Source organism: Amycolatopsis sp. NPDC051102 (genome assembly GCF_040682815.1).
GTDB lineage: Bacteria > Actinomycetota > Actinomycetes > Mycobacteriales > Pseudonocardiaceae > Amycolatopsis.
This window is the reverse complement of record NZ_JBFBBT010000028.1, coordinates 1-23,368: the sequence shown is the minus strand read 5'-3', so window position 1 is coordinate 23,368 and position 23,368 is coordinate 1. Positions and strand designations below refer to the sequence as shown.

The window sequence follows — 23,368 nt, the reverse complement described above, 5'->3', positions numbered from 1 at the left end:
CGTCGGGAACAGGCAGGTCACGCGGCTTGCCGACGTACTGCAATGTGCGTGCACGCCTCTTCCGGCATTCCCGGGGCGGACCGGTTCCGCGCTTCAGAACAGCGCCAGGGACCAGGGTTTACTCCCGGTCGAGTGTCGAGCGGACCCACGGCTGTGCGCGCTGGTCACGAGAGAGGCGATCACCCTGACCGCAGAAATTCCCACAACCGAACAGCCCCCCGCCGTCGCGCTGGAACACAGCGAGACCGGCCCGGCCGCGCTCGACACCTCGCACCCGCTGCAGGCGGGCGTCGAGGTCGAGCCCGAAGCCCCGACCTTCGCGTCCTTCGGCGTCAAGCCCGAGATCGTCAAGGCGCTCGGCGAGGCCGGCATCGAGCGGACGTTCGCCATCCAGGCGCTCACCCTGCCGCTGGCCATGGCCGGCGACGACCTCATCGGCCAGGCCCGCACCGGCATGGGCAAGACCCTCGGCTTCGGCGTCCCGCTGCTGCACCGCGTCGAGGTGCCGGGCGACGGCACCCCGCAGGTGCTGGTCGTGGTGCCGACCCGCGAGCTGTGCATCCAGGTCGCCAACGACCTCAAGGGCGCCGGCAAGCACCTGGGCATCCGCACCCTGGCCATCTACGGCGGCCGCCCGTACGAGCCGCAGATCGAGGCGCTCCGCAAGGGCGTCGACGTCGTGATCGGCACCCCGGGCCGGCTCCTCGACCTGGCCGAGCAGCAGCACCTGGTGCTGGGCAAGGTCCGCGGCCTGGTGCTCGACGAGGCCGACGAGATGCTCGACCTGGGCTTCCTGCCCGACATCGAGCGCATCCTGCGGATGGTGCCGGACGAGCGGCAGACGATGCTGTTCTCGGCCACCATGCCCGGCCCGATCATCACGCTGGCCCGCACGTTCCTGCGCCAGCCGACGCACATCCGCGCCGAAGAGAACGACGCGAGCGCGATCCACGAGCGCACCACCCAGTTCGTCTACCGGGCGCACTCGATGGACAAGCCCGAGGTCATCGCCCGGGTGCTGCAGGCCGAAGGCCGCGGCCTCACGATGATCTTCAGCCGCACCAAGCGCACCGCGCAGAAGGTGGCCGACGACCTGGTCGAGCGCGGTTTCGCCGCCGCCGCCGTGCACGGTGACCTGGGCCAGGGCGCCCGCGAGCAGGCGCTGCGCGCGTTCCGCTCCGGCAAGGTCGACGTGCTGGTGGCGACCGACGTCGCGGCCCGCGGCATCGACATCGACGACGTCACGCACGTCATCAACTACCAGTGCCCGGACGACGAGAAGACCTACGTCCACCGCATCGGCCGCACCGGCCGCGCGGGCCGGACCGGCGTCGCCGTCACCCTGGTCGACTGGGACGAGATGCCGCGCTGGAAGCTCATCTCGGACACCCTGGGCCTCGACAAGCCGGAGCCGGTGGAGACGTACTCGTCGTCGCCGCACCTGTACGCGGACCTGGGCATCCCCGAGGGCACGAAGGGCCGGCTGCCGCTGGCCAACCGCACCCGCGCGGGCCTGGCCGCCGAGGAGGAAGAAGACCTGGGCGGCAAGAAGCGCGGCCCGCGTGGCCGCGGCAAGGCCGTCGAGGCCGCCTCGGAAGAGGCGCCGCGCAAGCGCACCCGGGCCCCCCGCAAGCGGACCCGCGGTGGTGCGCGTTCGGCCGAGGCGATCGAGGCCGCGGACAACGCGGCCGCGGCCCCGCCGGCCGCCGACGGTGAGGCGCCGCCGGCCGAGGGCCGGACCCGCAGCCGTCGCCGCACCCGCACCGGCAACGCCCCGGAGGCGACCGGGCCGGCCGTCGAGAAGGAAGCCGGCGAAAACGCCGAGCGGCCGGCTCGCCGACGCCGCCGTCGCCGCCCGGCCGCGACGTCTGATACACCTGCGTCGGCAGACTGAGGCTTCTCCATCGGGGGTTCAGGTACGTGAGCGACGTCGAGAAGGCGCCTGAGAGCGCGCCTGAACCCGAGTACGGCTCCGAGGACGTCCTCGAAGACGTCGAGGTCACCCCGCCCGCACCGCGGGTCAAGGCGCGCCGATCGCCGTGGAACCGCGGGCGGGACCGGGTGCTCGCCGCGCTGATCGCGGTGGCGGTGCTGGCCGTCGCGCTGGTCATCGGTGTGACGAGCGACAGCGCGGCCACCGACCGGACCGAGGCGGCCCCGCCCCCGCCGTTGCCCGCGGCACCGGACAAGGTGCCGGGGTCGATGGCGGAGATCTGGAGCGCCCCGAGCGGCGCGACGCCGGTCCCGGTGGTGGCGGGCGATTCGGTCGCCACCGCGGACGGCGGCGAGGTCGCCACCCGCGACCCGCTGACCGGGCAGATCCGCTGGCACTACGCGCGTGACCTGCCGTTGTGCACGCTGGACCAGGTGTGGGGCCGGCTGAACGCCGTCTACCACAAGACGCGCAACTGCAGCGAGGTCACGCAGCTGGACCCGGCGACGGGCCGCATCACGGCCCAGCGCAACGGCAACGCGGAGCTGGGCACCCAGCTGGTCGACGACGGCTCGCACGTGACGGCAACGGGCAAGAAGCTCCTCACGACCTGGCGCGACGACCTGGTGCAGAGCGCGGAGTACGGCGAGGTCCCGGCGCTGGTCAACGCGGGCAAGCAGCCCCGAACGGGCTGCACGTACGGCACGGTGGCGGCGGCCTCGGGCAAGGTCGGCGTGATCGAGCGGTGCCCGGGCGACCCGGCGGACCGCCTGACGGTGTACAAGGCGGCCCCGGAGAAGGACGACGAGCCGCAGGTCAGCTTCAGTTCGGTGCTGGCGGGCAAGCGAGCCCGCGTGGTGGCGATGTCGGGCGACCTGACGGCGGTGGTCCTCCCGGACCGCAAGCTCCTGGTGATCTACAACGGCGACGGAACCCAGCGGGCGGCGTACCCCCTGGACGTCCCCCCGGCCGACCTGGCGGCCGACCCGCCGACGGGCGTCGAAGCCACCACCCAGACGGCGGCGAACGTGTACTGGTTCAGCGGGTCGAAGGTGGTGGCCCTGTCCCGCGACGACCTCGCGCCCCGCTGGACGTTGAGCAGCGCGCTGGGCCCGGGTGTGACGTTCGCGCAGCAGCTGGTGGTCCCGATCAAGGGCGGCCTGGCGGTCCTGAACGAGAACGACGGATCGACGATCCGCACGGTAGGCGTGGACCGCCACGGCTACACGGGCCAGGTCCGCCTGGCCGCGGCCGGTCCGGTGCTGCTCGAGCAGCGAGGAACAACGCTGGCGGCCCTGAAGTAACCGGCCGTGATGCCCCTCCAATCACGCGTGATGCCCCTCCAATCACGCGAGATGCCCGCCTGATCACGTGAGATGCCTGCCTGATCACGCGAGTTCGGGTTCCGGTCACCCGGGATCCGGCATCAGCCACGCGGTGCGAGGCGGGCTGACGTGCGCAAAGAGGCATCTCTCGTGATTGAGCGGGCATCACCTGTGATTGGACGGGCATCACTCGTGATTGCGGGGGTAACTCGCGCGGTCGGGAGCCGTCGGGCCGGGGTCAGGCGAGCCAGAAGAGGGTCAGCGCGGAGACGGTGAACAGCACGACCGCCACACCCGCTCCCACGGCCGCGGGCCCGTTGCGACGATCGGCGACTCGCTGAGCCACCAGGGCCAGCACCGCCGCCACCGGGTGGCCGATCAGCAGGGTCGGGCCGGGGCCCGGCGCACCCGTGAACCGGCAGATCCCGGCCACGGCCAGCACCCCGACGGCGAGGACCGCAAGCCCGGCAGCCAGCGAGCCGGTGAACCCGCGCCACCAACGGCCGCCCTGCCGAGCAGGCGCGGAGACCGCGGGGGCAGTGCCGTCCGGCTCGATCCGCTCGGGCTCAACCCGATCCTGCGGCGCGGTTTCAGGCTCAGCCCGGTCCAGCGGCGCGGCCGCCACCCGGCCGACCTCGGGTCGCTCCAGCTGCCCGCCCTCGGCCGGCACGGCCGGACCACCCTCGGTCCGCGCTGCCTCTGCCTCAGCCGCCGACCCGGCCGGCGAAGCAGGGCGGCCGGGAGCCGCCGAAGCATTTCCGGCCTCGGCCCGCGCCGGCCCTGGTCCGGCAGCGCGCCCCACCTGCCCGCCGTCAGCCGGCACCGCTGCCCCGGCGTCCGGTGTAGCGGGGCGACCGGGGGTCGTCTGGGCTTTTCCGCCCTCCTGCCCTCCCGCCGGCAGTGGGATCGTCGCCAGTTCGTCGGTGTCCGGTGAAGCCACGTTCCCTCCCGTTCAGGGCGCGAGCAGGTCCCACGGCTGCGCCTGCGGGGCCGCTTCCTGGCCCGCCGCGCAGCTCGGCCTGAAGTCGCACCAGGCGCAGCGCCGGTCCGGGCGGGGCGGGAACAGCACGTCCCCGTCGCCGCCCGCCTCCAGGGTATCCGTGGCCAGGCGCAGGTCTCCGGCCGTCTCTTCGGCGCGTTGGAGTTGCCGCTGCAGGCTCTCCGTGGTGTGCTCCGCCGCCGCTATCGTGCCCGTCGGCAGGTGGTGCAGCTCCACCGTCGTGCACGGCATCCGCAACGTCCGGGCCGCCGCCACCGCGTACAACGCCAGCGCTTGCGACGCCCGGGCCTCGTACTCGTCCGGTGGACGGCGGCCCGTCTTGTAATCCACGATGACCAGCGAGCCGTCGCGCGCGTCGATGCGGTCCGCGCGGCCCTCGATGATCATCGACGGCCGCTCCCCCGGTGTCGAGCTGACCGGCGCCGACACCCACCGCTCGAGGCCGACCGGGTCGTGGCTGACGTCGTTGTCCTCGACGTACTCCGCCACCCACCCCTTCGCCCGCGCCCGGTACCGCGCCGCCTGCTCCTCGCTTTCGAAGCCCGCGTCCTTCCAGAACTCGGCGACCAGCGCCACCGCCCGTTGCGGCACCCGCTTCAGCGCCGGCAGGTCGAACAGCGCCCGCAACGCGTTGTGCACCACCGCCCCGAGCGTGCTGTGCGCCCACGGTCCGGTGCGCTGCGGTGTCGGCCGTTCGAGGTACGCGAGGCGGTACCGGCGCGGGCAGTCGTCGAAGGTCGCCAGCCGCGCCGGCGAGACCTTCGTGAGCCGCACCGGTTGCGCGACGCCGAAGTCGAAGCCCATCTGGTCCTTCACGGCGCCCACGCTACGCACCACCACCGACACTTTTTTCGGGGGTTCGGGTGGCGGAGCCCCCGACCTGGGGCGAAGCCCCAGATGTCACCGACACTTTCCGCGCGGGGCGAGGTCGCCCCGCGCGGAAAGCCCGTTCACCGCACGACGAGCACCGTGTGCGTGCCACCGGAAACGGTCAACGGACCCGCGGCCCGCACCGCTCGCCCGTCCAGCAGCACCAACCGGCCGCCGGGCACCACCAGCGACCCGGAAGTCCCGCGCGGCGCGGTCACCGTCAACGAAAACACCGCACCCTGCTGCGACCACGAAGCCGACAACGCGCCCTTCGGCGTCGGCACCGCTCCTCGCGCCCACGAAACCGGACCGGGGTGCGGCGAAACCGTCCAGGTCGCGAAGCCCGGCGACGTCGGCGAGACGCCCAGCAGCTCGTTCGTCAGCGCCGGCACGACGCCGGTCGACCAGCCGTGCGCGGCCGACGTGTACCCCTGCTCGTAGTGCGAACCGCCTTCGCCGATGCCCTCCCACGCCGTGATGCCCGGGTCGTGCGTGGCCATCCAGCCGTACATCCGCTTGATCTGGTCGATCGCGGACGCCGCCTGCCCGCTCCGGAACCGCGCCTGAAGCTCCGGGAACGACGTGAACGCGTACACGCGCTTCGTGCCGTCGCCGACGAGAGTGTCGTTGTCCATGAACGGGTTCCCGTACGGCAACGCGCCCGCCGCAAGCCGCGCCAACGCCGAAGTGGCCTGCGCCGGAGACGCGATCCCGGCGACGATCGCGTGGCTGTTGCCGTCCTGGCCGTGCCGCACCGCGCCCGTCGCCGAGTCGAGGTACGCGCCCACCGCCGGGTCCCACAGATACTGGTTCACCGCCGCGGCGACGCCCGAAGCACGCGAGAGCCAGCGTTCCGCGTCGGCCGCGTGTCCCGTCGCCCGCGCCAGGCCCGCCGCGCCCTGAAGCGCCCGGACGTACAACGCGTTGTAGTACGTCACTTCGCCCGTACGCGGCAGGAACGCGTAGTCGCCGTAGCCGCCTGTGCCGTTAAGCCCCTTCGCGAGCAACCCGCGCGAATCGGTGACCGAGGGGTACCAGCTGTCGAGCGTCTTCACGAGGTGCGAGTAGTACGAAGACGCGTACGCGGTGTCGCCCGTGTAGAGCACGTAGTCCCAGCTGGAGGTCACCCACCAGAGCGGATAGTCGAACAGCGGCAGCGTGTAGCCGTTGATCGACGCGGGCGGGATCCAGCCGTCCGCGCGCTGGTGGTCGGCCAGGTCGGCGAGGACGTTCTTCGCCGCCGTGCCGTCCTGGTGCGTCAGGTACTCCGTCAGGCCGGACACCGCGACGTCGCCGACGTACGGGTCCCGGTCGCGCTTCGCGCCGTCGTGCAGCACCAGCTTGCCGTCCAGCGACGGCGAGAACGCGCCCCGAGGGTCCACATCGGACTCACGGAAGGTGTCCATGCCCAGCTCGTTGGTGTAGGACGCCGCGTACCAGTACTTGTTGAGTTCTTCGTCGGACGACTCGAACCAGCCGCGGTAGGTCGACGGCGTGCCGAGGAACGGCGTGAAGTCGAGCGAGACGCCGCTGATCCGCACCTCGCCCGAAGGCTGGGCCAAAGGCGCGTCCGACGCGAGCGCGTCGAGGCTGATCCGCAGGTACCGGAAGCCGTGCAGGCCGTCCGCGCACACCTGCGTACCGGCGGCGCAGCCCTTCGTGTCGCGCCACACCGTCGGCGTCGCAGGCACGGCGTACTGGTCCGTGCCCGGGCCGCCGGAGAAGTCCGAACGCGTGAAGTCGGAGCGTTCGCCCAGGTACTGCAGGGTCTCGGAGAACGCCAGGCGGACGCCCGGCCGGTTCGCCGACGCGCCCGCGAAGGCGATCTTCGGGTAACCGGCGACGACCTTGCCGAAGTCGACGACGGCGGTCGGCACCGGCGGGTCGGCGACCACGCCCGGCCAGACCTCGGCGACGCGGCTGAACTCGCCGGACGGCGTGTTCTGGTCCTTGGTCACGGTGATCCGGACCTGCGCGGTCGTCACCGGCCGGTCGAAGGTCACCGCGCGCTGCACGGCGGTGTTCCCCGTCACCGAAGCCGCGACCCGCCACGCGCCCGCGTCCAGGACCTCGACCGTGAAGTCCTGCGGCACCCCGTCCACATTGGACAGAACGGTGACGCCGGGCAGCGCGACCGGCGCGCCCGCGGTGATGGTCAGGACGTCGGGGTAGGCGCCGATCGTGTCGTCGTTCCAGAACGTCCCGGTGTCGCCGTCGACGGCGTTGCCGGGGTCGTAGGTCCGGGGCTGGCCGTTCCCGCCGTTGTTCGGCGCGTGGAACGACGAGGCGGCCGCCGTGGTCCCGGCCGGCCACACCGGCTTCGGCGGCGACGCCTGCCGCTTGAACGTCGCCACGCCGCGCCCGAGCAGGCCGTCCGGGTTCGTGACGTCCCCGGTCGTGGACAGCACCTTCACGGGCCGGACGTCCCGGCTCGAAGGGGCGACGACGTACTTCTGCCAGCCGGGCGCCGCGCCGGCGGGCGCGGCGGCCACGCCGCTCGCCACCAGCACCGCGACCGGGAGGAATGCTCTGAGCCACTTCATCGAGGCCTCCGCACGGAGTTGAATCGTTTCAACCACTGAGCTGAAAATCAATCTGCGGCAGTGGTGCCAACGATGTCAACGAACCGGGCGGATCCTGTCCGGCAGGACAACCCGGGTGGCGGTCAGTTCCCGCCGGCGATGAACCCGCGGACGGAGTTCGCGACGAGCTCCACGGCGATGGCCGCCAGCAGCAGGCCGGCCACCTTGGCCAGCAGCGTGATGCCGCTTTCCTTGATCAGCCGGATGACGAGGCCGGAGTAGCGCATGCAGAGGTAGATGACGAAGTGGGTCGTGACGATCGCCAGCGCCAGGGCGATGTACGCGCCGACGTGCCCGTCCGCCTGCCGGACGAACACGATGGTCGCGGCGATCGCGCCGGGCCCGGCCAGCAGCGGCGTGCCGAGCGGCACGAGCGCGACGTTGACGTCCTCGGCCGCCGCCTCGGGTTCGTGCCCGTTGCTGGTGAGCAGCTGCAGCGCGATCAGCAGGAGCAGCAGCCCGCCCGCGCCCTGCAGCGCGGGGATGCCGATGCCGAGGTAGGCCAGGATCGCCTGGCCCGCGATCGCGAACAGGCTGATGACCAGCAGCGACACCAGGACGGCCTGCCGGGCGGCACGCGCCCGGGTGGCCACGGGCTTGCGGCCGACGAGGCTGAGGAACACCGGCACGGTGCCGGGCGGGTCCATGATGACGATCAGGGTGATCGTCGCACTCATGAACAGTTTCGCGTCGAAGAGCGCCATGTCAGCCCTTCACGACCTGGAACCCCGTGGCGCGCGAAACGAGTTCCTCGAGCTGCCCGGGTTCGGTGGTGCACTCACCGAGCGCGATCGTCTTGTTGGTGCCGTGGTAGTCGCTGGACCCGGTGAAGACGAGCCCGAGCTCGCCGGCCAGCTCGCGGGTGCGGGCCCGCGTCGGCGCGTCGTGGTTCGGGTGGTCGGCCTCGACGCCGGTGAGCCCGCGCGCGGCCAGCCCGGCCAGGGTGTCCTCGCTGATGGTGGCGCCACGGCTGAAGGCGAAGGGGTGTGCGACGACCGTGACGCCGCCGGCCGCGGCGATCATGTCGATGGCTTCCTCGACCGGCGTGTCGCGGCGGGCGACGTAGTAGCCGCGGCGGGGGCTCAGGTAGTCGGCGAAGGCCTCGTCGACGGACTTGACCAGCCCGGCCCGGACCAGCGCCTGCGCGAGGTGCGGGCGTCCCGGCGGGGAGTCCTCGGGCAGCAGGCCGAAGATCTCGTCGATGTCGATCGGCAGACCGTCGGCGGCCATCCGTTCGGCCATCCGGCGCAGCCGCGTGCGGCGCTCGAGGCGCAGCCGGGTCTGCTCGGCGACGACCGGCTCGGACGTCGGGTCGAAGAGGTAGGCGAGCAGGTGGACGCTGATCTGGCGGCCGGTCTCGGGGTCGGTCGACACCGTGGACAGCTCGGCGCCGGGAACCAGCGTCAGGCCTGGTGACACCGCTTCGGAAGCGGGCGCCCAGCCCGCGGTGGTGTCGTGGTCGGTGATCGCGACGACGTCGAGCCCGGCGTTCGCGGCCGCGGCGACGAGCCCGGCCGGCGAGTCGGTGCCGTCGGAAGCGGTGGAGTGGGCGTGCAGGTCGATGCGCATCGTGTCCATTGTCGACGATGCACTGCGTCACACTGCGGCCGGGACACCCCGGCGCACGTCACCCGACCGGCTTCTTGCCCCGGGCGGCGCGCTGGGCCTTGATCATCGAGAAGCGTTCGGCCTGCTTCTGCTTGTCGCCGAAGACCAGCTCCGAGATCGTGTCGTAGAACTCTTCGGGCCGCGGCAGGAAGTCGATCTTGTTCAGCGCCTGGATCTGACCGGCGGATTCGACGACCATCGTGCCGTAGCCCATCATGCGTCCGGTGGCCGTGCGGACGTAGCTGAGGTCGGTGACCTTGCTGATCGGCATCATCAGCACCTTGGTGGTGAACACGCCGGTGGTCATGACGAACCGCTTGTCGGTGACCACCAGACGCTCGACCCACCACTCCATCACCACGTAGGCGAAGCGCAGGACGACGAGCAGCGCGACGTACCAGAGGATGTTCTGGCCGATGTACAGCGCCGGCGGCAGCAGGTAGGACACCAGTACGCAGACGGCCAGCAGGGCGGCCGCCTCGAAGGTGTCCCACAGGAGCACCGCCCAGTGGCGGCGGATGCGGATGACCCGCCGCTCGGTGTCGAGGAGGTACTCGTCGGGGTCGCGTGGCGCGAACATGGTTCGAGGGTAACCCCGCAATCAGCCCTTGAACACGCTGCTGACGAAGGTGATCACCGATTCGGCCGAGCTGCGGAGGAAGTCGATGATGTTGCCGACGAGGCCGGCAGCCTGCCCAGGCTGGGCGATGACGAAGAACAGCACCAACGCGATACCGGCGAGGCCCGCAATCTTCTTCACGTTCACCGCGATCAAATCCCGTCTCTTACGGTGACACCGGACAACTGCAGAGAACTTGACTTTTTACGTTGTACCGCACTGAACAGGCGCGCGGGAGGAAAGTCCCGCGCTTGGGTCAGCACGCGGTCCGAAGTGTACCGTACGGCTACTCTCCGTGTACAGCTCGCCCGCCTCCGGGCCGGTTCCGTCTACCCTTCGGGACATGGAGGGCCTCACCAGCACCACGATCCGCTGCGTCGGCGGGATCGCGCACGACGCGTACGGCCGGTTGCTGCTCATCCGGCGCCGGAACGACCCCGGTTCGGGGCAATGGTCGCTGCCGGGTGGCCGAGTCGAACCGGGCGAAACGGACGAAACCGCGGTCATCCGGGAGCTGTCGGAGGAAACGGGCCTCGACGTGATTCCGGGCACACTGGTCGGCTCGGTCCGGCGGGGGCCGTACGAGATTTTCGACTACGCCTGCGAGGTCGCGGGCGGAATCCTCACGGCTGGTGACGACGCATCGGAGGCGCGTTGGTCCGATGCGGCAGACCTTGCCGCCTTGGAGGCGGCCGGGGAGCTGGTGGACCTGCTTTACGTCACCCTCCGCGACTGGAATGCGCTGCCTCGGGCCTGACTACAGCGGCAACCAGGTCATCCGCTGCCCGTGCGGCGCCGTCCGCGCCAGCGCGTGCGCCTCCGGCTTCCCGTCCTCCCACCGCACGACGCCCAACGTCGCCAGCCCGTCTGAACCGGCCAGGTCCGACCGCCCCGGCAGCACCGTCTCCAGCCCGGCCCCGTAGAACTCCTCCGAGACCCACCACACCGGCCGCGCGGCCGCCAGCTCGGCCAGCGTCGCGACGAACTCCGCGCGCTTCTCCGCCGGGAAGTACGCCAGCGCGTGGCTCGTGATCACCACCAGCGGCCCCTCCAGCGTCGAAGCCGCCGATGCCAGGTCGTCGGCCCCGTCCCCGGTGATCAGCCGGGGCCGGTGGCGCGCCTGCTCGGCCGCCGCCGTGCGCAGCAGCCTGATGCGGTCCGGCTGGTCCGCCCAGACGCACGCCTCCAGCCAGGCCAGCTCGTCCTCGTCCGACAGGTCCACCGGGGCCCGGTCCAGACCCGCCCGGTCGAGCACGGCCAGCTTCTTCGGCAGCTTCGGCACCACCGCGCCCGGGGCCAGGTCCAGCGCGCAGTGCAGGCCCACCGCCGCCTTCGCCGGACCGGCCGTCAGCTGGTCGCCGCCGTCGCACTGGTAGCGGTAGCCGAAGCGGTCGAGGCCCAGCAGCAGGCCCGCGCTGCAGCCCACCTCCAGCAGCGACACCTTCCCGCCCGCTTCGCGCGCCGCCCGCGCCACACCCGGGTACAGCAACGCCGCCCGCCGGACCTCGTTCGTCTGCGTGTAGCGCGAGGAAATCAACGCGCGCGCCTTCTCGGCGCGCTCCAGCAGGAACGAGCGGAACAGCGGCCAGGTGTCGGAATCCACGCCGTCGAACCCGCCCAGTGACGGGTAGTAGCGCGACAGCGGGTGGATCGGGTCCGCCTGCACGAGCCGGTGCGCGGTCGCCATCAGCAGCGTCGCGCGGACCTCGCCGTCGCGGGCCGCGGCGAGCAGGCCGGCGACGTCGTCGTCCGCGGCCGCCTGCAGCGCCAAGTGCTCGTACAGGGGCGAGACCCCGCGCGCCTCGACTTCCGCGAACGTGCGGAGTATCCCCTTGATCCCGTCCAGGTCCATCAGAGCCTCATTCGTGCGGCACCGGCCGGCCCGGCTGTTCGCCGCCCCGAGTGTCCCCGTACGAGCGCTTTGGCACCATCACCTTCCGCCGGAAGGTGCACACGATCGTGCCGTCCTGCTTGTAGCCGCGCGTCTCGACGTACACGACGCCGCGGTCGTCCTTGGACTTCGACGGCGTCTTGTCGAGCACCTCGGTCTCGCCGTAGATGGTGTCGCCGTGGAAGGTCGGCTTGACGTGCTTCAGCGATTCGACCTCGAGGTTCGCGATGGCCTTGCCGGAAACGTCCGGCACGGACATCCCGAGCAGCAGCGAATAGACGTAGTTGCCGACGACGACGTTCTTGCCGAAGTCGGTCGTCTCCTCCGCGTAGTGCGCGTCGAGGTGCAGCGGGTGGTGGTTCATGGTGATCAGGCAGAACAGGTGGTCGTCGTATTCGGTGACCGTTTTGCCCGGCCAGTGCTTGTAGACCGCACCGACCTCGAACTCCTCGTAGTACCGCCCGAACTGCACTCGTCTACTCCCGTCGCGTAACACCGCGTGAGCCTGGTCCGACACGCATCCGTGGTGAGGAGTACCCTCAACCATCGGTGTTCGCGCGTCAACGCGAGCCCCGCCACGTTGCACCGGCCCGGAGGAGGTGAGGAACTCGATGAGTAGTGGCGATAGTCCGCTCCCTAGTAGTCCCAGCGTTCCCACCACACCCGCCGGCCGGCTCATCTCCTGGTAGGCCTTCTCGTCCCGGGAACGCTGGTGTGTCGCCGGGCGGACGCATTTCCGCCCCTGGTCAGTCGTCTCGCACGACCACGCACGACACCAGGAGATCCCATGCCTGCCATTCCCTCGCTCGGCGGCCTGCGCGGCCGCGGCAACAAGGGCACGGTCCCGGTCCGCCCGGTTCCGGTGCCACTGTCCGCGTACGTCGTCGACTGCGCCGTTTACGTCGGCGGAAAGCGCCTGCCCGGCCGCTGGACCCACTCCGAGGCGATCAAAGAGGTCCGGAAGCGGCACGAAGGATTCGTCTGGATCGGGCTGCACGAGCCGGACGCCCTGCAGATCCAGGGCGTCGCGGACACGTTCGGGCTGCACGAGCTGGCGGTCGAGGACGCGCTCGAGGCGCACCAGCGGCCGAAGCTGGAGCGCTACGACGACACGCTGTTCCTGGTGGTCAAGACCGTCCGGTACGTCGAACACGAATCACCCACCACGGCGAACGAGATCGTCGAGACCGGCGAGCTGATGGTGTTCCTCGGCCGCGACTTCGTGATCACCGTGCGGCACGGGAACCACTCGGGCCTGGCGCGCCTGCGCCGCGAGCTGGACGACGACCCCGAGCGCCTGCAGCTGGGGCCGGCCGCGGTCGTGCACGCGATCGCCGACCACGTCGTCGACCACTACCTCGACGTCACGGGCCGGATCGAGAACGACATCGACGTGATGGAGGCGCAGGTTTTCGCGCCCCGGTCGCAGATCAGCGCCGAGCAGATCTACCTGATGAAACGGGAGGTCCTCGAGCTGCGCCGCGCGGTGATGCCGCTGGCGACGCCGGTCCAGCGCCTGGCCGAGGGCTACACGCGGCTGGTGCCGGACGAGGTCCGCTCCTACTTCCGCGACGTCGCCGACCACCTCACGACCGTGTCCGAGCGGGTGGCGGCGTTCGACGAACTGCTGTCCACGCTCGTCGACGCGACGGTCGCGAAGATTTCCCTGCAGCAGAACACCGATATGCGCAAGATCACGTCGTGGGCGGCGATCATCACCGTGCCGACGATGATCGCGGGCATCTACGGGATGAACTTCGACTACCTGCCCGAGCTGCACTGGAAGTTCGGGTACCCGCTGGTGATCACGGTGATCCTGGCGATCTGCCTGTTGCTGTACCGAATATTCCGGAAGAACGGCTGGCTCTAGGTCCCCTTTCGTTCCACCGGATTCCTTCGGAGAACCGTCATGTCCAGAATGCTGTCCAACCTGAAGTTCTGGGCGCTCGCGCTCAGCCTCGTGTGGATCTTCGTCATCACTTTCGTCATCGTCGCCGACCCGGGCTTCGCGCACGGGATGAAATGAGGCTTGTTCTGGTCAGGCCGCCGCGGCCCGCGCTGGGAGCTGCGCGTCGCTGCAGAAGCCATGCGGCGGCCGACGGCTGAACAAGCCTCACCGACGGCCCGGGCGTCGTACCCTGGGCGCATGCCGAAAGCGCTGGTCGTCTCCGACGAGGTCGACGAGCGGTTGTGGACCGACGCGGTCCGCGCCGTCTCCGTCGACCTCGTCATCGGCGCCGGCGACCTGCCCTACGACTACCTCGCGTTCCTGGCCAGCGCGCTCGACGCACCGTGCGTGTTCGTGCCGGGCAACCACGACCCGGACCTGAGCGGCTACACCCGCTACGGCGGGCTGTCCATGAAGGACGGTTTCCCGACGGTCTGGCCGGGCCCGGCGGGCGGCGTCAACGCCGACGGCCGGGTCGTCGACGTCGCCGGCCTCCGGTTCGCCGGGCTCGGCGGCTCGATCCGCTACAACGACGGGCCGAACCAGTGGACGCAGCGCCAGCAGGCCCGCCGGGCCCGCGGCCTGGTGCGGCGCGCCCGGTGGCGGCGGCGCCGGGACGGCAGGGACGTCGACGTCCTGCTGACGCACTCGCCGCCGCTGGACCTCGGCGACCGCGCGGACCCGCCGCACCGCGGGTTCGCGTGCCTGCACCGGACGATCGAGGTGCTGCGCCCGAAGTGGCTGCTGCACGGGCACATCCACCCCCACGGCGAGCCGGTGCCGGACCGGGTCGTCGGCTCGACGCGGATCCGCAACGTGGTGGGCCACCGGATCATGGAGATATCGTGAAAGAGACGGGGTTTCCCCGCGCCGACGCGGAGAACGACTTCCTCCGCGCGCGCCGGGGCCAGGTGCTCTCGCGGCTTTCGACGTGGCTGCGCCGCGAGCCCGACGACGTCAACATCATGCTGCCGTTCCACGAGGTGGTGGAGGCGCTCGGCTACCTCGGCGAGCACCGGATCGGCCTGCGGGTGATCAAACTGGACTCGATCGCAGGCACGGTCGACCGCAGCCGCGACTTCGACCGCCGGTTCCGCCCGACGTCGGCCCGGGTCCGCGAGCGCTGGGAGCGCCTGGCCCTGGCGGCCCGCCGCGGCGAGGAGATCCCCCCGATCGAGGTCTACCGCGTCGGCGAACTGCACTTCGTCATCGACGGCCACCACCGGGTCTCGGTCGCCCTCGCCCAGGGACTGTCCACAATAGAGGCATCGGTGACGGTGGTCCGCACCAAACTGGACCCAAGCGGGATCCGCCACCGCGGCGACCTGATCGTCAAGGACTACCGGCGGCTGTTCCTGGAGCGCGTTCCGCTGACCGGCCACGCGCGCGCGTCGGTGATCGTGACGGACCCGTGGGACTACGCGAAGCTGGGCGAGCACGTGGAGGCGTGGGGCTTCCGCCTGATGCAGGACGAAGGCAAGTTCTGCGACCGGGCGAGCGTGGCGCAGCGGTGGTTCGAGGAGGAGTTCGGGCCGGTGGTGGCGATGCTGCGCCAGGCGGGCCTGATCGGGGACCGCACGGACGCCGAGGCGTACATGTGGGTGGCGGCGGAACGCTACCGGCTGATCAGGACCCACCGCTGGGACGACGAAGTCATCGAGAAGCTGCGTTCCCGGCGGCCCTAGAAGCCCAGCCCCGGCGTCAACGCCAGTTCCCGCACGTCCTCCAGCGTCAACGTCGGCTCCGGGCGCTGCTTCGGCACCGAAACCCCGGTCCGCTCCAGCACCCCGCTGTTGTTCGACCAGAACTGCACCAGCACATCGGGTCCGGCCAGCGTCGCCTGGTTCTTCACCACCTCACCCGTGCGCACCGTCGACAGCCGCAACACGCCCTGGGGCGTCTGCTCCGTCCGGCACTGGATCTCGCCCGGTTCGCCGCACGGCGGCCCCATGGTGCCCGGCACGATCAGCACGTACACCGAACCCGAACCGCGCGCGTCCGTCACCCGGACCCCCATGTGGAACAACGCCTGCTGCGGTGCCTCCCCGATCGCGTCGGCGATCAGGTGGAACGGGTCCGGCGGCGGCGTCTCCCCCGGGATCGTCAAGCGGGTGATCGCCGCATCCGACGGCAGCAACCACCGGACCGCGCGGCCGACCACGCAGCTCAGGCGGTCGACCAGCGCCGAGCGTGACTCGCCCGGGGACGCCGGCGGGCACGGTGAGCTCGCCGTCGGATGACGGTTCGGGAGCACCACCACCGCCAGGCCCAGGGCCAGCACCACCACGGCCAGCGCCACCGCCCCCGTCAGCAGGTGACGCCGGCGCGCCAGGCGGGCCGCCGACAGGACCGCCTCCCCGGACAGGCCGATCGGCGGCTCGTCTTCCGTCACGTACGCCGTCAGCAAGGACCGGATCTCTTCCATCACCACTCCTCGGCGGTCGGCGCCGGCAGGGCCGCGCGCAGGGCTTCGACCCCGCGGGCCGTGTGGGACTTGACCGTTCCTTCGGCGACGCCGAGCAGCGCTGCCACTTCGCTCACCGGAAGGTCTTCGAGGAACCGCAGCACCACCATCGCGCGCTGCCGCGGCGTCAAGCCGGTCAGCGCGCGCTCCACGTCGAGCCGCAACGGCGTGTCCCGGCCCGGTGGCGACTCCGCTTCCGGCACCACCGCCGTCACGTACTCCCGCCCGGATTTCCGCCGTCCGGCCAGGAACAGGTTCAGCAGGATGCGGCGCGCGTACGCGTCGGCGGTGTCCGGGCGCACGCGCCGCCAGCGCCGGTACAGCTGGACGAACATCGCCTGCACCAGGTCCTCCGCGCCGTGCCAGTCGCCGCAGAGGGCGAACGCCACCCGCCGGAAACGCTGGACGCGCGCGGCGAAGTACTCGCTGAAATCGAGGTCTCTCGACGCCCCCACGCGGTCCTCCTTCGCCCGTCCTCAGTCTCTCTAGTGCGCGGAGGGACGGAAAGGTTCAACTGTCCCCCGTGCGAGCTACCCGCAGGTGTCCACCGCGAGGGGACGATTCCCGGTCGCCGGATCCCTAGCGTTCGTCGCAGCCGCGGGACATCGGCCGCGGAATCGGCGAAGGAGCAAACAATGAGGCTGGTCTGGCAACTGCTGGCCGTCGCGGCGGTCGCGTTCGCAGGCGGGCAAGTCGTCTCGGCGGTGCAGGGCAATCCGTGGCTGACGCTCGTCCTCGGCGCGGTGACCGCCGTGCTGACGGTGGTCGTCTACCGCTGGGTGGTGCGGCGGACCGAACAGCGGCCGGTCACCGAACTGAGCGGTCCGGGTGCCGGGCGCGCCGTCGCGCGCGGGGTGCTGGCCGGGGTCGTGCTGTTCGGGATCGTCATCGCGAACATCGCGCTCCTCGGGGACTACGAGGTCCGCGGCTGGGGCTCGGTGCCGGGCACGGTGGGCTTGGTCGGCTTCATGGCCGCCGCCGCGGTGACGGAGGAACTGCTGTTCCGCGGTGTGCTGTTCCGGATCGTCGAAGAACGCACCGGCACCGGGATCGCGCTGGTGCTGACCGGGGTGCTGTTCGGCCTGTCGCACCTGTTCAACCCGCACGCCAGCCTCTGGGGTGCGCTCGCCATCGGAATCGAGGCCGGCGGCCTGCTGACCGCCGCGTACGTCGCGACGCGCCGGCTGTGGGTCCCGATCGGCGTGCACTTCGGCTGGAACTTCGCCGCGGCCGGGCTCTTCGGCACGGAGGTGTCGGGGAACGGCACCCCGCAGGGCCTGCTGGACGCCGTGACGTCGGGCCCGGCGGTCATCACCGGCGGCAGCTTCGGGCCGGAGGGCAGCCTGTACGCGGTGCTGTTCTGCCTCCTGGGGACGACGGCGTTCCTGTGGCTGGCCCACCGCCGCGGCCGCCTGGTGCCCCGCCGCGGGCGCGCCGGGCGGGTCGACAGCGTCACTACACTCGCCCGGTGATCGATCACCGGCCGCTCCTGGCGCGCTGGCGCCGGCTGGACGTCGTGGTCCGGGATCTCCCGCTGGGGCTGCTGTTCCTGGTGGCGTCGTTCGTGCCGGCGCTGCAGAACCACGGGACCGAACTCGGCGGTGTGCCGGCGCGGCCCTTCGACGCGGCGGCCGCCGGGGTGCTGCTGCTGGAAACCCTGCCGCTCGCCGGGCGGCGGCGGTGGCCGGCGTTGTGCCTCGCCCTGGTGTCGCTCGGCTTCGCCGCCGACCAGATCCGCGGCTACCACTCGGTCGGGGGCACCGTGCTGGCGATCGCGCTGGTGAGCGCGGGCGCCCACGTGGCCCGGCGCCGGCGCACCACCGCACTGCTGTTTTCCGCGGCCTACGCGGTCCTGGCGGTCGTCCTCTTCCGGCTCGGTTTCGAGCCGGTGACCGAATTCGTGACGTTCTACCTGCTGCTGGTGTTCGCGTGGGGCATCGGCGCGTGGCTGCGCCTGACGCGGATGGCCGAAGCCGGCCGCCGCCGGCGCGTCGCCGAAGACACCCTCACCGCCGAACGCACCCGCATCGCCCGCGAACTCCACGACGTCGTCACCCACCACGTGACGGCGATGGTCGTGCAGGCCGAAGCCGCCCGGTACCTCACCGCCGCGCCCGAGCGCCTGGAGACGACGCTGACCGCGATCACCGGCACCGGCCGCCGGGCCATCGCCGACCTGCGGCACCTGCTGGACCTGCTCAACCCCGGCCACGACCCCGAAGCCGCGCCGCCGCCGGGCGGGCTGCGGCCGCTCGTCGAGCACGCGCGCCAGGCCGGGCAGCCGGTCGAATTCACCGAGGAGGGCACGCCGGCGGAGTCGGCGGGCAGCGCCGACCTGGTGGCCTACCGGGTCGTGCAGGAAGCACTGACGAACGCGCTCAAGCACGCACACGGCAGCCGCACCGCCGTCCGGGTGCGCCACGGGGAACGGGAGATCGAGGTGGAGATCAGCACGGCCGGGTCCGGCTCGCGGAGCGGGTCACCCGGCGGGAGCGGCCGCGGCCTCACCGGTCTCCGCGAACGGGTCGGCGTGCTGGGCGGGGACTTCAGCGCGGACGCCCACGACGGCGCCGGCTTCGTCGTGCGGGCCCGGATCCCCACCGGGAGCCGGTCGTGACCGCGCCGATCCGGGTCCTCGTCTGCGACGACCAGATGCTGATCCGCACCGGGCTGGTGACGATCATCGGCGCACAGCCGGACTTCGAGGTGGCCGGCGAGTGCGGGGACGGGCGCGCCGCGGTCGACCTCGCCGGCCGGGTGCACCCCGACGTCGTGGTGATGGACGTGCGGATGCCGGTGCTCGACGGTATCGAGGCCACCCGCCTGCTGGCCGGGGCCGGCGTGCCGCACCCGGTCAAGGTGCTGGTGCTGACGACGTTCAACCTGGACGAGTACGTCTACGAGGCCCTGCGTGCGGGCGCGAGCGGGTTCCTGCTCAAGGACGCGCCGCCGGACCGGCTGCTGCACGGGATCCGGACCGTGGCCACCGGCGCGGCGCTGCTGGACCCGGACGTGACGCGCCAGCTGGTGGGCCGGCACGCCGCCCGGATCCGGCCCACCCCGGGCGGCGTGCCCGACGTCCCGCTGACACCCCGCGAGCTCGAGGTCCTCCGCCTCATCGCGGACGGCCTGTCCAACAGCGAAATCGCGGCGAGGCTCGTGATCAGCCAGGAGACCGTGAAGACGTTCGTGTCGCGCATCCTCACCAAGCTGCAGCTGCGCGACCGCGTCCAGGCCGTCGTCTACGCCTACCGCCACGGCCTGGTGACGTGAAACGGGCCTCCCCGAGAGGAGGAGGCCCGTTTCACGTCAGGGGAACTACATGTGCACGGCGCCCGGCGCCGCTTCGCCCTTCGGGACGCCCGGGCGCAGCAGCAAGCCGCTGAGCACCGCGCCCGCCACGAAGATGACCGCGGCCCAGGTGAACGCCGTCGTGTAGCTCTCGATCGCGGCCTCGGCCGCCAGCTGCGGCGTCGGGACCTTGCCCACGAGGTAGGCCGTCGCCGCGTTGCCGGCGAGCGTCGACAGCAACGCCGTGCCGATCGAGCCGCCGACCTGCTGCATCGTGTTCACCGCCGCGGACGCGACGCCCGCGTCGTGCGCCTCGACGCCGAAGGTCGCGACGCTCATCGCCGGCGCCATCGCCAGCCCGATGCCGAAGCCCATCACCAGCAGCGGGCCCAGCACGCCGGAGGCGTAGGTGCTGTCGAGGCCGATCCCGCTCAGCCAGAACAGGCCGGCGGCGGCGATCGCCATGCCGGTCGGCACCAGCGGCTTCGGGCCGACCCGCGGCAGCAGCACCGCCGTCGCCGTCGTGGCGGACAGCATCAGCGTCGCCACCATCGGCAGGAACCCGACGCCGCTCTGGATCGGCGTGAACTGCAGGTTCTGCTGCACGTAGAACGTCAGGAACAGGAAGATCGCGAACATCCCGATGGCGAGCAGGAACATCGCCAGGTACGAGCCGCCGCGGTCCCGGTCGAGCAGCACGCGCAGCGGCAGCAGCGGGTGTTCGACGCGCTGCTGCAGCCACACGAACACGCCGAGCAGCACCACACCGCCGGCGAGGAAGCCCCACACCGAGACCGCCGACCACGAGTCCGACTCGGCGTTGGCGAAGCCGTAGACCAGCGCGAACAGGCCGGCCGACGCCGTCACCGTGCCCGGCAGGTCGAGCTTCGGCCGCGGGCCCGCGTCCTTCTGGTTGCTCAGCAGGACCGAGCTGCCGACGAAGGCGATCACCGCGAAGATGATGTTGACGAACATGCACCAGCGCCAGTCGAGGTACTCGGTGAGCACGCCGCCGAGCAGCAGCCCGACCGCCGCGCCGCCACCGCCGATGGCACCGAACACGCCGAACGCGCGGCCGCGTTCCTTCGGGTCGGTGAACGTCGTGGTCAGCAGCGAAAGCGTGGCGGGCGCGAGCAGCGCGCCGAACACACCCTGTGCCGCCCGGGCCACCAGGAGCATCTCGATGTTGGTCGCGAAGCCGCCGAGCGCGGACACCGCGGCGAAGCCGGCCAGGCCGACGAGGAGGGTGTTCTTGCGGCCGAAGAGGTCCGCGAGCCGGCCGCCGAGCAGCAGCAGGCTGCCGAAGGCGAGCGCGTACGCCGTGACGACCCACTGCCGGGCGTCGTTGGAGAAGCCCAGGTCGACCTGGGCCGAGGGCAGCGCGATGTTCACGACGGTCGCGTCCAGCACGACCATCAGCTGCGCGATGCCGATCATCACCAGGATCAGCCAGCGTCTGGCGTGGTGGGGGTTCTCGGCGGCGCGCGTGTCCCCCGACGGCGCGACGGCGAGCGTGGACTCGGGCATGGAGTGTCCTCACAGAAAGTGATCAGAAGACTATGTGGAGTAGGTATCTCCCCTTACGCGGTCCAAGGTACACAAGAACCGGAGAGGACGCCTCTACTTCTCGGGTTAGACTGGAGGCATGGCACGGGACGCTGGTCCCGCCGCACCGGCGCGGCCGCTGCGGCGTGACGCTGAACTCAACCGCCGTCGCATCCTCGCGTCGGCCCGCGAGGTGTTCGGCCGGCGCGGGCTCGACGCCACGCTGGACGACATCGCCCACCACGCCGGCCTCGGCGTCGGCACGGTGTACCGCCGCTTCCCCAGCAAGGAACACCTGGTCGAAGCGATGTTCGCCGAGCGGATGGAGGAAATCAGCACGCTCGCCGAAGAGGCACTGAAGGCCGAGGACGCGTGGCAGGCGTTCGTCGACTTCACCTGGAAGTCGATCGAGCTTCACTCGGGCGACCGCGGGCTGCGCGAGATCATGCTGTCGAACAAGTTCGGCCACGAGCACGTGGCCGAGGAGAAAGCCCGCTTGGTGCCGTTGATCACACGGCTCGTCGAGCGGGCCCAGGAGGCGGGCGGCCTGCGCGCCGACTTCTCCCCGACGGACACCCCGCTGCTGCACATGATGATCGGCTCGGTGATCGAGTTCACCTCCGCGGTGGAGCCGGACCTGTGGCGCCGCTGCCTGGCGATGCTCCTGGACGGCCTGCGCGCGCAACCCGGCAAGCCGTCGAAGCTGCCGAGGCCGCCGCTGGGAGTGGACGAGGTCGACGAAGCGATGTCCTGCTGGCGCCCCTGACGCAGAAAGCGCCGCCTTCGGTCACACCCCCGTGCGGACAGCAGTGCGCCGGTGATCTCCTCGGATCACCGGCGCAGCGAACGATCTTCCGCGAAACACTTCACTCCGACGGGATGACCGCCCACAGGATCAGGTAGGCCACGAACTGCGGCCCGGGCAGCAGGCAGGACAGCACGGCCAGCAGCCGCACGGTGCCGGGCTTCATGCCGTACCGCTGGGCCAGGCCGGCGCAGACGCCGCCGATCATGCGGCCGTGGCGCGGACGGGACAGCCGTCGTGTGACCGGTGCGCTCATCGTCTTTCCCTTTCCTCGAACTTCCGATAGCTCCACTTCACCACCGGAGTACCCGCTTCCGCATCGCTCGCGGGAAGGATCGCTCCCTTAGGGGACAGCAAAGCCGAAAATCGTTCAGGACTTCGGTGAAACCCCCGTGCGTCCTCCGAAATCCGCCTGAACTGCGGGTTCATTCGCGGCGATCCGGAGAATATTGAGAGATGTCCCCGTCAGGGCTGGTTTTTCCGCGCGATGTGGTGATACTTGCACCCCGTGTACCCGCGTCCGAAAAGCTTGGCCGTCGCGATGCTCTGCGCCCTGCTCGCGGGTGGCTGCGCCGCTCCACAGGCCGCGCCCGACCCGAATTCCGGGCCCTCGCCGCTGACCGCCGCCGGCGCGCTCGGCGACTTCGGCAACGTCGACTACTGCAGCCTGCTCGACGTGCCCGCGGTGGCGCCCGGCGCCGTCGCCGTCCCGACGTTCGAAAACTGCCACGCCCAGGCCGGGCCGCGGACGATCCTCGTCGGGCCGCTGGCCTTCGACTCCGACCCGAACATCAAGCCCTACGCCTACCCCGGGCCGGTGCCCGACGGCGTCGCGATCCAGCAGTCGATGTTCAACGACCGCAGCGCGTGCACCCGCGCGATCACCTTCGCCGACGGCAACCGGCTGGACCTGTCGGTCACCGACGACGGCTCCGACCAGGACGGACGCTGCGGCGTCGCGGACGCCGCCGTCGGTTCGGCGCTGGCCGCGATCACCGCGGGCAAGGTCGGGCGGCTGACCTTCCCGGACCGCTCGTGGGGCCGCGTGGCGCCCTGCGCCCTGCTCGACGACCACGACCTCGACGCGGCCGCCGGCCCCGCCAGCCAGACCGCGACCGGCCTGTCCGGGCACAGCTGCATCCGCGGCAAGGTGAGCCTGAAGCTGACGGTGGAGACGACGGAGCCGGGCGGCCCGGCCGAACAGCTCGGCGGCCGCGACGCCCGCGTCCGGGCGGCCGGCGCGTTCTGCCTGGTCGACACCACCCAGCCGGCCCCGGGCCTGCCGGGCCGCCGCGAACTGGCGGAGATCAGCGTGGTCGAGACGGCGGGCACGGCGGGCGACGGCACGTGCGCCCTGGCCCGCACCGCGGCGGCGTCGATCCTCCCCCGCCTCCCCACGCCCTGACGGGTCGTGAGTGGTGAGGCGAGTTAGAACTCGCCTCACCGCCGTCGCCCTCCGGGCGGGCGCGGCGGCGGTCGAGCTGCGC

24 protein-coding genes are annotated in these 23,368 nt (G+C 71.5%); 11 read left to right on the top strand and 13 right to left on the bottom strand.

Features of this window, described 5'->3' with window-relative positions; all coding sequences use genetic code 11:
* The first annotated feature begins 415 nt into the window (after nucleotides 1–415).
* Together AB0M93_RS43005 and AB0M93_RS43000 are read left to right on the top strand one after the other, a co-directional pair.
* Nucleotides 416–1,894, top strand: coding sequence for a DEAD/DEAH box helicase (locus tag AB0M93_RS43005; RefSeq protein ID WP_364285592.1), 1,479 nt, complete (start codon nucleotides 416–418; stop codon nucleotides 1,892–1,894).
* Nucleotides 1,895–1,920: 26 nt separating this feature from the next.
* Nucleotides 1,921–3,237, top strand: coding sequence for a hypothetical protein (locus AB0M93_RS43000; RefSeq protein ID WP_364285590.1), 1,317 nt, complete (start codon nucleotides 1,921–1,923; stop codon nucleotides 3,235–3,237).
* Between the two features lie 259 nt (nucleotides 3,238–3,496).
* On the opposite strand, the gene AB0M93_RS42995 is transcribed toward AB0M93_RS43000, so the two are convergent.
* The 7 genes from AB0M93_RS42995 to AB0M93_RS42965 form a co-directional block, all read right to left on the bottom strand.
* Nucleotides 3,497–3,928 carry a hypothetical protein gene (locus tag AB0M93_RS42995; protein ID WP_364285588.1) on the bottom strand — a complete coding sequence of 144 codons (432 nt, stop codon included), beginning with the start codon at nucleotides 3,926–3,928 and terminating at the stop codon, nucleotides 3,497–3,499.
* 282 nt (nucleotides 3,929–4,210) lie between these two features.
* Nucleotides 4,211–5,062 carry a PD-(D/E)XK nuclease family protein gene (locus AB0M93_RS42990; RefSeq protein WP_364285752.1) on the bottom strand — a complete coding sequence of 284 codons (852 nt, stop codon included), beginning with the start codon at nucleotides 5,060–5,062 and terminating at the stop codon, nucleotides 4,211–4,213.
* 146 nt (nucleotides 5,063–5,208) lie between these two features.
* On the bottom strand, nucleotides 5,209–7,671 hold the full coding sequence (locus AB0M93_RS42985; RefSeq protein WP_364285586.1) for an alpha-L-rhamnosidase C-terminal domain-containing protein: 2,463 nt from the start codon (nucleotides 7,669–7,671) through the stop codon (nucleotides 5,209–5,211).
* Nucleotides 7,672–7,793: 122 nt separating this feature from the next.
* Nucleotides 7,794–8,414, bottom strand: coding sequence for a MarC family protein (locus AB0M93_RS42980; protein WP_364285584.1), 621 nt, complete (start codon nucleotides 8,412–8,414; stop codon nucleotides 7,794–7,796).
* Between the two features lies 1 nt (nucleotide 8,415).
* Nucleotides 8,416–9,288 carry a PHP domain-containing protein gene (locus AB0M93_RS42975; protein ID WP_364285582.1) on the bottom strand — a complete coding sequence of 291 codons (873 nt, stop codon included), beginning with the start codon at nucleotides 9,286–9,288 and terminating at the stop codon, nucleotides 8,416–8,418.
* Between the two features lie 49 nt (nucleotides 9,289–9,337).
* Nucleotides 9,338–9,898 (bottom strand): PH domain-containing protein, encoded by a 561-nt coding sequence (locus AB0M93_RS42970; protein WP_003095467.1) that lies wholly within the window; start codon nucleotides 9,896–9,898, stop codon nucleotides 9,338–9,340.
* A 21-nt stretch (nucleotides 9,899–9,919) separates the two neighbouring features.
* Nucleotides 9,920–10,084 (bottom strand): hypothetical protein, encoded by a 165-nt coding sequence (locus AB0M93_RS42965; protein WP_162472554.1) that lies wholly within the window; start codon nucleotides 10,082–10,084, stop codon nucleotides 9,920–9,922.
* Nucleotides 10,085–10,280: 196 nt separating this feature from the next.
* Here AB0M93_RS42965 and AB0M93_RS42960 point away from each other — a divergent pair, with 196 nt between their 5' ends.
* Complete coding sequence (locus AB0M93_RS42960) at nucleotides 10,281–10,694, top strand: NUDIX domain-containing protein (protein WP_364285580.1); 414 nt, start codon at nucleotides 10,281–10,283, stop codon at nucleotides 10,692–10,694.
* Here the strand turns inward: AB0M93_RS42960 and AB0M93_RS42955 are convergent, their stop codons facing one another.
* Nucleotides 10,695–11,789: a DUF2332 domain-containing protein gene (locus tag AB0M93_RS42955; protein ID WP_364285578.1), complete on the bottom strand. Its 1,095-nt coding sequence runs from the start codon at nucleotides 11,787–11,789 to the stop codon at nucleotides 10,695–10,697.
* A 7-nt stretch (nucleotides 11,790–11,796) separates the two neighbouring features.
* Nucleotides 11,797–12,300: a MaoC family dehydratase gene (locus tag AB0M93_RS42950; RefSeq protein WP_364285576.1), complete on the bottom strand. Its 504-nt coding sequence runs from the start codon at nucleotides 12,298–12,300 to the stop codon at nucleotides 11,797–11,799.
* 315 nt (nucleotides 12,301–12,615) lie between these two features.
* Between AB0M93_RS42950 and corA the strand changes: the two genes are divergently transcribed.
* The 3 genes from corA to AB0M93_RS42935 all read left to right on the top strand — a co-directional run bounded on the left by corA (nucleotide 12,616) and on the right by AB0M93_RS42935 (nucleotide 15,461).
* Nucleotides 12,616–13,698: a magnesium/cobalt transporter CorA gene (gene corA / locus AB0M93_RS42945; RefSeq protein ID WP_364285574.1), complete on the top strand. Its 1,083-nt coding sequence runs from the start codon at nucleotides 12,616–12,618 to the stop codon at nucleotides 13,696–13,698.
* Between the two features lie 276 nt (nucleotides 13,699–13,974).
* The gene (locus AB0M93_RS42940; protein ID WP_364285572.1) at nucleotides 13,975–14,625 is read left to right on the top strand and encodes a metallophosphoesterase; all 651 of its coding nucleotides are present in this window, start codon (nucleotides 13,975–13,977) and stop codon (nucleotides 14,623–14,625) included.
* On the top strand, nucleotides 14,622–15,461 hold the full coding sequence (locus AB0M93_RS42935) for a chromosome partitioning protein ParB (RefSeq protein WP_364285570.1): 840 nt from the start codon (nucleotides 14,622–14,624) through the stop codon (nucleotides 15,459–15,461). Before AB0M93_RS42940 ends, AB0M93_RS42935 begins: the two co-directional genes overlap by 4 nt.
* Here AB0M93_RS42935 and AB0M93_RS42930 read toward each other — a convergent pair.
* Nucleotides 15,458–16,201: a hypothetical protein gene (locus tag AB0M93_RS42930; RefSeq protein WP_364285568.1), complete on the bottom strand. Its 744-nt coding sequence runs from the start codon at nucleotides 16,199–16,201 to the stop codon at nucleotides 15,458–15,460. The two genes, AB0M93_RS42935 and AB0M93_RS42930, sit on opposite strands and share 4 nt — an antisense overlap.
* Nucleotides 16,201–16,695: a SigE family RNA polymerase sigma factor gene (locus tag AB0M93_RS42925; RefSeq protein WP_364285566.1), complete on the bottom strand. Its 495-nt coding sequence runs from the start codon at nucleotides 16,693–16,695 to the stop codon at nucleotides 16,201–16,203. Before AB0M93_RS42925 ends, AB0M93_RS42930 begins: the two co-directional genes overlap by 1 nt.
* Before the next feature lie 180 nt (nucleotides 16,696–16,875).
* Between AB0M93_RS42925 and AB0M93_RS42920 the strand changes: the two genes are divergently transcribed.
* From AB0M93_RS42920 to AB0M93_RS42910, 3 genes are read left to right on the top strand one after another with little or no spacing between them, the layout of a single operon-like run.
* On the top strand, nucleotides 16,876–17,712 hold the full coding sequence (locus AB0M93_RS42920; RefSeq protein WP_364285564.1) for a CPBP family intramembrane glutamic endopeptidase: 837 nt from the start codon (nucleotides 16,876–16,878) through the stop codon (nucleotides 17,710–17,712).
* Nucleotides 17,709–18,857 carry a histidine kinase gene (locus tag AB0M93_RS42915; protein ID WP_364285562.1) on the top strand — a complete coding sequence of 383 codons (1,149 nt, stop codon included), beginning with the start codon at nucleotides 17,709–17,711 and terminating at the stop codon, nucleotides 18,855–18,857. Before AB0M93_RS42920 ends, AB0M93_RS42915 begins: the two co-directional genes overlap by 4 nt.
* Nucleotides 18,854–19,513: a response regulator transcription factor gene (locus AB0M93_RS42910; RefSeq protein ID WP_364285560.1), complete on the top strand. Its 660-nt coding sequence runs from the start codon at nucleotides 18,854–18,856 to the stop codon at nucleotides 19,511–19,513. Before AB0M93_RS42915 ends, AB0M93_RS42910 begins: the two co-directional genes overlap by 4 nt.
* Before the next feature lie 45 nt (nucleotides 19,514–19,558).
* Here AB0M93_RS42910 and AB0M93_RS42905 read toward each other — a convergent pair whose 3' ends face one another.
* Entirely contained in the window at nucleotides 19,559–21,058 is a 1,500-nt protein-coding gene (locus tag AB0M93_RS42905; protein ID WP_364285558.1) for an MFS transporter, read from the bottom strand.
* Nucleotides 21,059–21,176: 118 nt separating this feature from the next.
* On the opposite strand from AB0M93_RS42905, the gene AB0M93_RS42900 reads away from it, so the two are divergent.
* Nucleotides 21,177–21,842 (top strand): TetR/AcrR family transcriptional regulator, encoded by a 666-nt coding sequence (locus AB0M93_RS42900; RefSeq protein WP_364285556.1) that lies wholly within the window; start codon nucleotides 21,177–21,179, stop codon nucleotides 21,840–21,842.
* A gap of 100 nt (nucleotides 21,843–21,942) precedes the next feature.
* On the opposite strand, the gene AB0M93_RS42895 is transcribed toward AB0M93_RS42900, so the two are convergent.
* Complete coding sequence (locus AB0M93_RS42895; RefSeq protein WP_176172951.1) at nucleotides 21,943–22,137, bottom strand: PspC domain-containing protein; 195 nt, start codon at nucleotides 22,135–22,137, stop codon at nucleotides 21,943–21,945.
* 285 nt (nucleotides 22,138–22,422) lie between these two features.
* On the opposite strand from AB0M93_RS42895, the gene AB0M93_RS42890 reads away from it, so the two are divergent.
* Entirely contained in the window at nucleotides 22,423–23,286 is an 864-nt protein-coding gene (locus tag AB0M93_RS42890) for a hypothetical protein (RefSeq protein WP_364285750.1), read from the top strand.
* Nucleotides 23,287–23,368 lie beyond the last annotated feature (82 nt).

Bases quoted from the DNA above. Each gene is read 5' to 3' on its own strand.
- AB0M93_RS42975 (WP_364285582.1), bottom strand. From the start codon at position 9,288: ATGGACACGATGCGCATCGACCTGCACGCCCACTCCACCGCTTCCGAC.
- AB0M93_RS42985 (WP_364285586.1), bottom strand. From the start codon at position 7,671: ATGAAGTGGCTCAGAGCATTCCTCCCGGTCGCGGTGCTGGTGGCGAGC.
- AB0M93_RS42970 (WP_003095467.1), bottom strand. From the start codon at position 9,898: ATGTTCGCGCCACGCGACCCCGACGAGTACCTCCTCGACACCGAGCGG.
- AB0M93_RS42905 (WP_364285558.1), bottom strand. From the start codon at position 21,058: ATGCCCGAGTCCACGCTCGCCGTCGCGCCGTCGGGGGACACGCGCGCC.
- AB0M93_RS42895 (WP_176172951.1), bottom strand. From the start codon at position 22,137: ATGAGCGCACCGGTCACACGACGGCTGTCCCGTCCGCGCCACGGCCGC.
- AB0M93_RS42960 (WP_364285580.1), top strand. From the start codon at position 10,281: ATGGAGGGCCTCACCAGCACCACGATCCGCTGCGTCGGCGGGATCGCG.
- AB0M93_RS42940 (WP_364285572.1), top strand. From the start codon at position 13,975: ATGCCGAAAGCGCTGGTCGTCTCCGACGAGGTCGACGAGCGGTTGTGG.
- AB0M93_RS43005 (WP_364285592.1), top strand. From the start codon at position 416: ATGGCCGGCGACGACCTCATCGGCCAGGCCCGCACCGGCATGGGCAAG.
- AB0M93_RS42920 (WP_364285564.1), top strand. From the start codon at position 16,876: ATGAGGCTGGTCTGGCAACTGCTGGCCGTCGCGGCGGTCGCGTTCGCA.
- AB0M93_RS42990 (WP_364285752.1), bottom strand. From the start codon at position 5,062: ATGGGCTTCGACTTCGGCGTCGCGCAACCGGTGCGGCTCACGAAGGTC.
- AB0M93_RS42955 (WP_364285578.1), bottom strand. From the start codon at position 11,789: ATGGACCTGGACGGGATCAAGGGGATACTCCGCACGTTCGCGGAAGTC.
- AB0M93_RS42930 (WP_364285568.1), bottom strand. From the start codon at position 16,201: ATGGAAGAGATCCGGTCCTTGCTGACGGCGTACGTGACGGAAGACGAG.
- AB0M93_RS42890 (WP_364285750.1), top strand. From the start codon at position 22,423: ATGCTCTGCGCCCTGCTCGCGGGTGGCTGCGCCGCTCCACAGGCCGCG.
- AB0M93_RS42980 (WP_364285584.1), bottom strand. From the start codon at position 8,414: ATGGCGCTCTTCGACGCGAAACTGTTCATGAGTGCGACGATCACCCTG.
- AB0M93_RS42900 (WP_364285556.1), top strand. From the start codon at position 21,177: ATGGCACGGGACGCTGGTCCCGCCGCACCGGCGCGGCCGCTGCGGCGT.
- corA (WP_364285574.1), top strand. From the start codon at position 12,616: ATGCCTGCCATTCCCTCGCTCGGCGGCCTGCGCGGCCGCGGCAACAAG.